The organism is Bacillus sp. SJZ110, assembly GCF_006715455.1.
GTDB classification, from domain to species: Bacteria; Bacillota; Bacilli; order Bacillales; family Bacillaceae; genus Bacillus; species Bacillus subtilis.
This window is the reverse complement of the sequence record NZ_VFNF01000002.1, coordinates 867,491-880,281: the sequence shown is the minus strand read 5'-3', so window position 1 is coordinate 880,281 and position 12,791 is coordinate 867,491. Positions and strand designations below refer to the sequence as shown.

General features: G+C 45.9%; 1 protein-coding gene. It reads right to left on the bottom strand.

Going from position 1 to position 12,791, the window contains the following annotated elements:
* Entirely contained in the window at positions 1–12,789 is a 12,789-nt protein-coding gene (pksM, locus tag FB592_RS09915) for a polyketide synthase PksM (protein ID WP_141949469.1), read from the bottom strand.
* Between the last annotated feature and the right edge of the window lie 2 nt (positions 12,790–12,791).

Genomic DNA, 12,791 nt, shown 5'->3' with positions numbered 1-12,791 from the left:
TTATGATTCATACGATTTACTCCCTTCTATGATGTTTTGCACACTCTTAAAATCCAATTTCCCTAGCGCCACCTCTTGCATCAATCCGATGATTTGCTCGTCTGTATACGTGCCCTTTATGTGATGTGCTGCTGCGCTATGATTTTGTTTTTCCGCTTTTAAGGCCAAATGGTCAGATAGAGCTTGGACTGTCTGACATTCAAGGATTTCCCGGCCGGCCATCTTCAGCTGCGTGGTTTTTTCGATATGCCGCATCAATTTTCGGCCAAGAATTGAATCCATCCCATAATCCAGGAAGTTTCTTTTGAAATTGATTCGATCCTCAGATATGCCCAATTCTCGTGCTAAAAATTGAACAATGATCTTTTGAATATGGGTTTTGCCATTCGGCTCGTCAATCTCTGTTTTCATATCTTGTGAATGCTGTTTAACGGCCTCTGATTGCTGAGTGCCTGACGAAATCCAATACCGTTCCCTTGCAAATGGATAACCAGGTAAAGAAACCATCCGAACGTGATCGCCATCATGAAGGAGTTCCCAAGGAATCTGATATCCTTTCACCCAGCATTCCGCGATGTTTTCCAAATTTCTTTCTTTTGCGAGAGCTTGCAGAACTGCTTCATCTTGTTCTTCTAAAATCCCTTCTGTATATCCTGTATAAAGGGATCTCTGTTGGCCTGATACCCCACCATTCTTCATTGCTTCCACATATTCCTTCAATTTTCGCACCAATTGCTTCTGATTGTTTGCAACGATCGCGAGCCTTGCTTCCATGGCTTTTCTCCCAACCTGAAGCGTATATGCCACATCAGGTAAAGAAAGGTTATGATTCTGCTCCAGATACGCAATCATGCGGCAGGCAGCATCCTGAAGCCGATCGTCATTTTGGGCTGAAATCACAATGATCTGCGGTGACCCTTGATGCCGCTGTGTGGACGGCTGATCATCCGGAATGTATTCTTCAATGACTGCATGTGCATTGGTGCCGCTGATTCCAGTCGTGCTGATCGTTCCCATCCTCGGCTTCTGATTTTTCCTGATCCACGAACGGTTTTCTTTGCAAAGCACAAATGGGCTTTCTTTAAACGGAATATACGGGTTTTCCGATTCACAGTGATGAGTGGCCGGAATGATCTGGTTTTTCATAGCCATCAGCATACTGATTAAAGCAACCGTTCCTGACGCTGCAAATGTATGTCCGATTAAAGGTTTAATTGAGCTGATCATACAGAATTGCTTCTGCTTCGTATGTTTGCTGAACACGCTCGTTAACGCTTGGACCTCAAGCGGATCACCAAGATTCGAGCCGGTACTGTGCGCCATCACATATTGAATATCGAGCGGATTGATTTCATTTTTTTCATAAATGTTTTCGATCAATTCTGCCTGGCTAAAAGGATTTGGCGCAGTAATGCCGTTGGTTTTGCCATCGTAATTCACGCCGCTGGCTTTGATGCAGCCATAAATATGATCTTTATCTTCAATTGCCTTTGATAATGGTTTCAAGAGAACAGCAGCCACCGCTTCACCTGGCACAAGACCATTGGCATCCTGGTCAAACACTTTGCATTGTCCGTTCGGAGACAGCATTTCGGCCCTTGTCAGCGCCTCAAAAGACATGTGAGAAATATTCAAGCTGACGCCGCCCGCTAAAGCCATTTCACAATCCCCCTGACGCAGAGCTGAACATGCCTGGTGAATCGCCACCAGTCCAGATGAACATGCTGCTGTCAAAGCCATATTAGGCCCTTTTAAATCCAATGCGTATGCTATTCTCGCAGACAATGTGGCGTTTTGTGTTCCGTTAATGTAATCCGTATCTCCGGTTAGATGCGCATATTCCCCTTCTTCCACACCTACATAAACACCGCAGGATTTTCCTTTTATCCGATCTCCCATATAGCCGGCGTCTTCAAACGTGTGCCATGCTTCCTCTAGAAAAATGCGCTGGCGCGGGTCCATGCTTTCGGCTTCTTTAGGCGATATTTGAAAAAACAGCGGATCAAACCGGTCTATGTCCTTCAAAAATGCACCCCACCTTGGCACTGCTTTTTCTGGATCTCTGTTAGCTCTCCCCCAGTCCCGGCGTTCGCCCGGGATGTCAGAGATACACGATTTACCGTTTTTCAGATTATCCCACAGCTCATGGACCGAATCAGCTTGAGGGAACCTGCCGCTCATGCCGATAATGGCAATAGGCTCATCGTGAACCTGCCGAATGCTTTTTTTACTGGTTTCTGGTTCTAAAGCTACAGGAATTGCTGCATAAGCTTCAGGGGGCTTTTGCGCTTCTGATGCATCATCCCGGTAAAATGCTTCAATCAGCTCTTTATGATCGGTTAAGAAAAAGCCGATCAATTCTTGTAAAGTCGAATAGCCGAAAAATAAAGCCGGTGTCACTTCGATGTTGAAATGCTTTGATAACACATTCGAAAATTTAGCCAAATAGATTGAATCAAATCCGAAGTCGGCCCAATTTTTGTTCAAATTCAGCTTGTCCTTTGAAATCTTAAGCAATGTGTGAATATGCTCTTTCAAGTCGTGTTCTAAACGCTTTTCAACGCTTAACTTTTTTACCTCATCCTTGTTTTCTTGCGCTAGAGGGGCTTGAGTGGCCGGTTCTGGAATAGCTGGTTCAGTCATTCCTAAAAATCGGCTGACACGGCTGGGCTGACCGGCTATGACGAGATGCTGAGCATCCTGCTGAGCTAGGATGTGCTCAAACATACGGATGCCTTCCTCGGCTTCTAGGAAGCGTTGGCCGCTTGATTTCAGGTACATATCCGTTGTTTCCTCATCACCGATCTTCATTCCGCCATCCTTCCATACAGGCCAGTTGATGACAAACGTTTTACCGTTATGCAGCTCATTTCTGTATTGTGCGTAAGCCATCTGAAACCTGTTGCCAATCGCATAATCACAACATCCAAAATCCCCTAAAACCGCAGAAGAAGAAGAAAAATAACACATAAAATCAAGGACTTCATTTTTAAGCCATTCATCAAGCGCTATCGTGCCGTTGATTTTCGGTTCAATGATGCGCTGGAAGCTTTCGATCTTTTTGTCAAAAATAGCAGAGTCGCTTTCGATTCCGGCTGCATGAATGACACCGTTGATGGCACCGAATCGGTCTTTCCCTCTTTTTACGCAGTCTCCCATTGCGATAGGATCAGACACATCGGCTTCTGCATACATCGCTTCGCCGCCTAGATCATTTAATTCTTTTATTTGCTTTTGCTTCTCATCATTAAAAGGCGACCGCCCTGTCAAAATCAGGTTTGCGGCATAGTTTTTGGCCAAATGCTTGGCAAATAAATAACCAAGCCCTCCTACACCGCCTGTAATCAGGTAAGTACCGCCAGACTTCAATTTGCTGTCGTCCGGTTGTATCGTTGTCTGTTCAATGTGATTTACATATCGTTTCGCATTCTGATACAAAACCGTTTGTTCAGCTGAAGCCTGTAATTCTGCCCATATATTACGTGTCCAATCATCCATCGATCCTTGTTCCGCCGGCTGAAAGATTCCAGTCACTTTTGTGTGCGGAAGGACAAGCCCGAGTGAACGTTCGAAGCCAATCCATGATTCCAGATAGCTTCTGTCAAGACCATCTTCAAAACATCCTGCCAGCAGCAGCCGTGAAGGATGAAGCTTTGCTGCGGACATACCTTGTAATAGGTAAACAATACAGGAATGGTCCTTTATACAGCGCTTGTCTTCCATAGGCCACATATAGAGGATTGCATCTGGTTCTCCAAGTTCTTCTTTAATGCTCTGGAAGGCCTTTTCTAAAGTAACGGGTTCTTGCCGCACAATCTGGTAGCTATATTCAGACTGTTTGCTGTACACTTCGCCCTGTGATATAAAAATGACCTTAGTGTCTTGATCAACGTTTTTCAGGGCTGAAGCAAATGCGTTTTGCTTTTCTCTTTCAGTCAGAAAACAGATGAGCGTTTTGATACGTTTCGATGTGAGAGTAGCCGACTCTTCTTTCCACACTTCTTGAAAAGTCATAACCTTGAAAGGTTCTTCTGTTTGCTGATCATGATCCTGTTCTATAGACGCCGGAGCCTTTGCCGCGCCTGGTGCCCAGTAACGTTCTTTTGCAAATGGATATGCCGGAAGACTGATCCGGACAGGCGTTTGGGTGCCGTACAGCATGCCCCAGTCGAAAGACAAGCCTTTCACCCAAAGATCCAGCAGTTTCGTGTATTTCCCTTTGCTCATCCATGCTTCTATGATTTTTTCCGTATCCTCATCCGCTGATAAGACTGCTAACGCTTTTTTGTTATCATCGATGCGATCCAGATACAGGCTGTCTGCTTTGTTTTCGATAAAATCGTTCAGCTTTCTCTCAAGATCCTCTAGTGATTCCGCTATAAAGGCCAGCCGTTCCTCCATTGCTTCACGGCCTGTTTGCAAGGTATAGGCAATCCTGATCAGGTCTGTTTCGCGGTACCTTTTTTGTTTGATGGCTGTAAGCAGCTGTTCCGCTTTTTCTTGCAAGCGTTCCATGTTTTTGGCCGACAGCACAATCAGCGCTGGAGGATGGTCTTTCGGCGTTTGCGTCCCCGTTCTTGGAATATATTCTTCCAGGATGATATGGGCATTGGACCCTCCGGCGCCAAAACTGCTCAAGCCAGCGCGCCTAGGCACCTCTTGCCCGCCAATCACCGGGCGTTTCCATTCACCAAGTTGCTGCTGAACGACAAATGGCGTATGGCTGAACTCGATGTTCGGATTCAACCGCTGAGCATGCAATGATGGTGCAATTTGGCTATATTTAAACTGAAAAAGTATTTTTGTCAGCCCTGCAATTCCGGCTGCACTTTCACAATGACCGATATTTGATTTGCTGGAGCCGATCGCACAAAACTGTTTCTCCTGCGTATCTTTCTCAAATGCTTTTGTTAACCCCGCTATCTCAATCGGATCTCCTAATGCAGTGCCTGTTCCATGCGCCTCTAAATAACTGATGGTTCGGGCAGGAATGTCGGCGCGCTCCATTGCTTCTTTAATTACCTGTGCCTGTGCATGAGGATTTGGAACCGTGTATCCATTTGTTTTTCCTCCGCTATTAATGGCACTTGCCTTTATCACACCGTAAATATGGTCACCGTCCGTTATTGCTTGCTGCAGCGGCTTTAACACAATGGCGCCTACGCCTTCACCGTCGACAAATCCATCTGCATCATCGCCGAATGATTTACATGTATCACTAGCAGAGAGCATATTCATGACAGATAAATTCTGATAGTGAACCGGGTCGACAACTAAATTGACACCGCCGGCAATGGCACAATCACTCGATCCGCTATAGATGCTTTCCAGCGCTAAATGAATCGCTGTCAGGGAGGATGAGCAGGCTGTATCGACTGCAAGACTCGGGCCTTGGAAATTCAGTAAATAGGATATTCTGTTGGCGATAGACCAATAGCCGTAGCCGGTCGGATAATTTTTGTTCATGACTCCGGCAAAGACGCCGATTTTTCTGCTTGAACAGAGCGAGTCAGGCGTGTATCCCGCGTCTTCAATACTTGCATAAGCGGTTTGCAGAAATAATCGCTCCTGAGGGTCCATTCTTTCTGCCTCAAGCGGAGAAATCTGAAAGAATAATGGGTCAAACTTGTCCATATCCTTGATAAATCCGCCCCATTTCGTATAAATTGATCCTTCTTTTCCTTTTTCTTTATCGTAATAAGCTTTCCAATCCCAGCGATCTTTCGGAATTTCCTCAATACAATTTCTTCCTTCTTTTAGGTTGTTCCAAAAGTCTTCTGCTGTTTCCGCCTGAGGATAGCGTCCAGAAATGCCGATAATGGCAACGTCACGGCTTACAAGAGTGTTTGTCGGTGTTTCTTTCTCCCCGCTGAAGCCAAGCTTGCGATAGCGCCGTGTTCTTTTAGCGGCCTGATCAGGTTTCTGTGAGGATTGGGTTCTGCTTTCGGCCGGTGTCTGTTGTTGAACTTGACGGTCAAGACCTGTTAATTTCATCAGCGCTTCTGTTTTTGTTTTGATGAAATGATCCACTAATGCGTCAATGGTCTGGTACTCGAAAAATAAAGTGCTGCTTACATGGTCAAATTCTTTGCGCAATGTATTCGTCAGCTGGACAACAACGATAGAATCAATCCCGTACTTTTCAAGCGGTTCAGATGACTCAATTTTGCTTGCAGGAATTTTCAACGTTTCCCCGATTAGTTTTTTCATATATTCTGTGCTTTTTTCTCTTAGGAGAGCATGTTTTGATTGTCCAGCTTCCTCTGAATCTATGGTATGAATGTAGGCTGGCTCCTGATTAGACGCTTGTGAAACAACCTTCTCCGGCAAGATCACATTTTTCATCATACGGCGAACCAGCCCGTTGCTTGAGGCTGCGACGATTTGGTGACTCAGATCATGTGCCGCCTCGGCCGGGAAAAAGACAGATTCAAAGCCTTCGCTTTCAAGTGCCGCTTTCCAGCTGTCAGGATGTAAGCCTGGACAGCCGGGAATCCGCACTGCAGGATCTTCATACAGCCACCAGCCTTCCAAAAGACCAAAGGTGATGTGAGGGAACAGGCTGTTTCCCGCCATTTCATTCAGCAGCAGCATTCCGTTGTTTTTCATTACTGCTTTTGTATGCCGCAGTGTTTGACGGATATTTTTTGTTGCGTGAAGGACATTAGCGGCAATGACGACATCATAGCCTCCCGCTTCAAATTCCTGCTGGTCAATCGGTTTTTCCACATCAAAAAGCTGATATGTCAGGTACGGATTTTCCGCCCCATATTCCTTTTCTGCATGCAGCAAAAATGCTTTAGACAGATCTGTATAGCAATATTCATTGATGTGCTTTTGATATGGTTTCAGTTTTTCAAAGATTCCGGCACTCGTGCCGCCTGTGCCTGCGCCTATTTCCATAATGCGAATCGATGCCTCAGGGTCGTGCTTCAGACGTTCATCCAGATAAGCTAATAATGTATCGGCAAGCACTTTATTAAAATAGTCTGCCACTTGGTTATGCTTATAAATGCCTTCCACCAGTTCCATCGAGGAATGCGGGAACATGATATCTGTTGCAGGGACTTTCCCTGTCAAAATATCCGGTAATGCTTTCAGCATGGCCTCTGCTAATACAACCATCGCCTTTGTCTCGCTGTCTTTAAGCCACTTTTCTTTTTTCGCATTCCATTCTTGCCAAAGCAGCTCGATATCCTCTGCTTGGTCCTTCCTCACCAATGAATCTCCAACTTTCTTAAGATAGCCATGCTGCAAGAGAAATTCGCTGCTTTGCCGAATCCATTTTCCATAAAATTCACGAGTCTTATATTGTTGAAGACGTTCAACCGATAATGTATAACCATCAAACAGCCTGGCCGTTTGCAGCTGTCCTAACAACAGCCTGTAAAGAAGATCATCAAGCTCTTCATGTGTCACTCTTTGAAATCGTCCCGTAGTCGGCAGACGCTCCATCAGGCTCTCTGCATCTGCTGAAGGTTGCTCTGGATAAAGAGTGATGAATTCATTCTGATTCACGCCTTCGACTGCTACAGGCTTTGTCGTATGAATGAAAGCTGTTTGGCTGACTGGCCCAGAAATCAGTGCTTCCAGCGCCTTCATAGCCTCCGCAGGCTCAATTAAACCTAAGCCGATTTGATTCATGAGCTGTACATAATGTTCATCCTCAGCTGCTTCACTATTCCCCCAATATCCCCAGTTCATGACTTTTACAGGGCATGCCCAGCTCTGAGAAAGCCGGTGAGCAAAAGCATCTGCAAATGTACAGCCAGAGGCATAATGGCTTTGCTTCACATTTTTGATATGGGCTACAAGCGAAGAGAAGAATAAAACAAAATCTACATTCTCCTGGCGGAACACTTGGGCCATCCGAATACTGACATCGATCTTCGCCGCCAGTCCAGCGGTGAATTCTTCCGGCTTCATTTTTTCCAGGCTTTGCTCAAATAAAACCATCGCAGAGTGAACAATCCCGTGAATATGAGGATGGCGCATTTTCACTTGATCATAAGCCTGCTGCAATGAATGCTTATCGGCTGCATCGGCTGCAATGTAGAAAGGCTCATTGCCAAGCGCCGAAAGTCGGTCTATTTTTGACTGGATGGCAGCATTAAGTTGACTTCGCCCAATCCAAACGATTTGCGCCTGGTAGCGGCGGATCATGTACTCACTCCATGCCTCTCCGATATACCCGGCTCCTCCGATGACCACATAGACTCCGCCTTTCCGATATAGCGTGTCGCCTGACAGTGAGTGCCGATATGGGATCAATTGCTGCTGATGCCATTGCTGATTACGATAGGCCCAAGCATGGCCAAGGCGGTCAGCTGGGAGCGCAAACATGTGATTTACCGGCCATGTGCAGCCTTTTTCAAGATCGAGAAGACGGATTTTCCAGTGTGGATATTCCTTTGCCATTGTGCCGGCAAGCCCATGAATGCTTGCATGAGCGGGTTGTACTGCCTCATGTTGCGTAACCGGCTGCGCTTGGACGGTCACAAGAGACCATTCAAGTTGTTTCTCGCCATAGCCTAATTGCAGGCATGCTTTCACAAGCTTAAATAAGTGAAGAACAGCTTCTCCTTGTCCATCACTACCTAGACTTCCCCGGTGTGACGGGGCAATCCACAATACATGGTCAATGCTTCCGTACGCTTGCAGTTTGTCCGCTATTCCCTCAATGTCATCTGCAGGCCGGATATCGATAAAGGAAACTTGCGGATAATGATGCTTTATTAATGCCCGATCAGCTTCAGCAGCACCGCATAAAACAACTCGTGTACCAGCAAACGAAGCATTATCCTCCGTATCTGAAGAAACCGGTTCCCAGACGGGGATCATCATCGTATGCCCGGTCAGCTGAGAATCAGTTACTAGTTGAGACCTTGAATGCCGCTCTCCATCAAGTGCCCGCATCGAGGCACCCTTCATTCGCACACAAACGTGTCCGTTCTCATCACATAAATCAATATCATACTTTCTGACTTTGTCCTCCGCTTTACTGTCTGAACTATATCGAATATAAGACCATATCTTCTCTGGACATGGGCTGAAAATATCAACCTCCTGCAACGCAAATGGAAGAGACAGCGTCTGAGCTTGTCCAGTGGCATTGACTGAGCTAACGATAAAACCGACCGTGGCGTGGAACGCGGAATCCAGCAAACTCGGGTGGAGCGTAAAATGCTGCTTGTCGTTTTTTAGAAAAGCGGGTAACGAGATTTTTGCAAGCAATTGATCTTTGCCGACATAGACTTTTTCAATCCCTTGATAGCCCTCTCCATAGTCAAGCCCAATCTTTCGAAACGCTGCATAGCATTGTTCTGACGTCACAGTGTCCAAACTGCATTCTGTCTGTATTGATGAAAGGTTTAAAATGGAAGTGTCCGCTTCATCTGAAATGACAGCGCGGCCTTGGCAGTGTATCGTCAGGGCTTCTTCTTTATGTTCAGAGCTGCTATAAATGTCAAAGGAAATGTCCCCGTTATCCTCAGGAAAAAGGCCAATATGTATTTCTTTTGGTTCACTTTCTATCGTGATAGGACGCACCCACACAATGTCTTTAAGCGACACCACTCTTTGTTCGCCGTCCAGATCGCCTGCAGCTTTTTCCGCTGCTTCCCTTGCCATTTCTAAATAGGCAACGCCCGGCAAAATCTTCTGTCCCTGTACAACATGATCTGAAAGGAAAAATTCCGTGCCTGTAAATACAGAGCTAAAGCGCTGCTCAGTAAAGTCTGATGTATTGCGGTGCACCAGCGGATGTAAGATATGATTCACAGTGCTGGTTTTCATTTCAGGAACCGGGATCCAGTAGCGCTCCCTTGCAAACGGATAGGTCGGAACACTGATTTTAAGCGGCTTGCGATCGCCGTATAGGTCGTCCCAGGTGACTCGCTTTCCTTGAACCCATGCTTTCGCCATTTCCATCATTTCGCTGTCTGTTGTCAAATGGTTATTCAGCGCATTTACCGAAGTTGGCCCAGCCGCCTCCTGATTCTCCTTGGCTCGTCCCGTCCAGCAGCCCTCGATCTCTTCTTCGCCATTGGCAAACGCCCGAAGTTTAGCCGTTAAATCTTTTATGTCTTTTACGATGAAGGCCGCACGCTCCTCCATTTCAACCCGTCCTGCCTGCATGGTATAAGCTAACGCTAAAAGATTGACGTCCTCGCTAAGAAAATCAAGAAGTTTAAGAGCATAAGCCTGCAGACGATCTTTGTTTCTCGCAGACAAAGGTATCACTATTTCTTCATTTTTCGTTAAAATCGTCTCTGAATGGCTCTCTGCCGGAATATATTCTTCCAAAATAAGATGCGCATTTGATCCTGAAGCGCCAAACGAACTTAAACCGGCGCGGCGGGGATATGTGACGTCCACCCCGTTTTCTGTAAAAGATGTCTGCGCCCATTCCTTTGTTTCATGCTGGACAAAAAATGGGGTTTGATCAAGCTTCAAATAAGGATTCAGCTCTGCTGAATGTAATGACGGCACCAAGGTTTTATGATGCAGCTGCAGGACAGTCTTCGTTAAGCCGCTAATGCCGGCTGCAGCTTCAGCATGGCCAATATTTGATTTCACAGAACCGATTGAACAGAATTGCTTGTCCTGTGTATTGCGGCTGAAAGCTTTTACTAACCCCTGTATTTCAATCGGATCTCCCAATGAGGTGCCAGTGCCATGGGCTTCAACATAGCTGATGGTGCGCGGATCAATTCCTGTTTTTTCTAGACACGCTTCGATAACATCAGCTTGAGCTACCGGGCTCGGTACTGTAATTCCGCTTACTTTTCCTACATGATTGATCGCACTGCCTTTGATGACAGCATAGATTCGGTCACCGTCCTGTTCAGCTTTTCGCAGCGGTTTTAGCAATACTGTCCCGACACCTTCTCCAGATACGTAGCCATCTCCGCCTTTGCCGAAAGTATGGCAATAGCCGTCACTTGAGTGCATTCCTACACTGCCATAGCTGATATATTTAGCCGGATGCAATGACAAATTGACGCCTCCGGCAAGCGCGGCCTCGCATTCTCCATTCCGGATGCTCTCTATTGCCAGATGAACCGCAGTTAATGAGGAAGAGCAGACCGTGTCCACCGCCAAGCTTGGGCCGTGGAAATTACAATAGTAAGAGACCCTGTTGGCGATTTGCGCATAATTCAGCGATAAAGGAAATGGATTGTGTTCTGATAGAGCTTCAGCCCCTATAAGGGAATAGTCCTTATGCATTACGCCGGCAAACACACCGACATGCTGTCTTTTATTTTCTCCCTGCGGTGCAGCAATTGTCTCTGGTGTATAACCCGCATCTTCAATAGCTTCCCAGCACGTCTCTAAAAATAACCGTTCCTGAGGGTCCATCATTTCCGCTTCACGCGGAGAGATTCTGAAAAATTGAGGATCAAAGCAATCAGCCTCCTCGATAAACCCGCCCCATTTCGAGAGCGGCTTGCCTGCAGGTGAATCCAGTCCATTGTTTTCTTTCCATTCCCAGCGTGAGTTTGGAATCTCTGTGATGCAGTCGGTACCCGCTTTAAGCTGTTCCCAAAATTCCTGTATGTTTTTTGCCTTAGGATAGCGTCCCGCCATTCCGATAATGGCAATGTCCTCCCCGATCTCTGGTGAAGAGGTAACACCATCAATTGGTGAAGGAGATTGGCGGACAGCATCGTCCGCCTCTCCAATTGAATAGTGATCAGCAAGATGAGCAGCTAGTTCTGCAATTGTTGTAAATTCAAACAGCAGTGTCGGAGCAAGATCCGCTCCAACCTTATCTCCAATTTCCTGAACCACGGTAAGCAATGACGGAGAATCCAGACCAAGCTCATAGTACCCAGCGTGGATATCCATTTGTTCTGCCGGCCTTTCAAGCTGCTTAGCAAGCAACTGACGCAAATACATTTCAAATGCGGGATAGTCCCGACTGATGTTCTGAGAGACAGCATCTCTTTCTTCTTGAATTTCTCTTGAAGAATGAAAGGCTGACATATTCCGTACAGACTTGCCTGCAAATTGTTTCAGCTCGGCCACTTTTTGTCCTGATGAATTAAAATATTCAATCGTCATATAAGTGAGCTCTTTCTTTTGGCGCACAGATGAGGAGAGGATCCGTGCTGTACATCCTTTTTGCAATCGTTCTGAAGCAGAAAACGATTCATAATACAATGGCAGGTACATCGTTTGATCTGAGATCAGGCAGCTTGAACCTATGCCGCTGCCGTCAATAAGCGTCGGATGAAACAGAAAAGCTTCAGAATGGCGCAGGGCTTCCTGTCCAACTGCTAAATCAATTAAAGCACCCTCTTTGGTTTCATAAATCCGCCCTTTTGCCTTCATCATGCCGGTATGGACTAACTCCTGAGAACGGCATTGTTCATAGATTTCATCTAAATTCAGAATCCTGTCAGCTGTACTTTTCCACTGATTAAGGTCTATTGATTCGGTAAAAGCGGTTTGCTCTTTACTATGCATGTCAGCAGTCACATATTGTCTCTTGTCAGATAGTGATTCTCCATGCTGTTTTTGTCCGTCGATGATGATGGACCATGTCCCTTCCTTTCTTTCAGACACGTGAATGGTCAGGGCAATGTCATATGACTCATCTGCGATCAAAGGGTAAAAAATGGTCAGGTTTTTTAATTCAAGCTCTTGGTATGCATAACCATGTTCCTGGAATACTTGGTAGATTAAATCTATATAAGCAAGGCCGGGTAATAACGCTTGTCCATATACCTTGTGGTTGGACATGATTGGATTATTTAATGAAATGTGCAGTTGTTCAGTTATCATTT

Coding starts and splice junctions, on each gene's coding strand:
- pksM (WP_141949469.1), bottom strand. CDS start 12,789: ATGATAACTGAACAACTGCACATTTCATTAAATAATCCAATCATGTCC.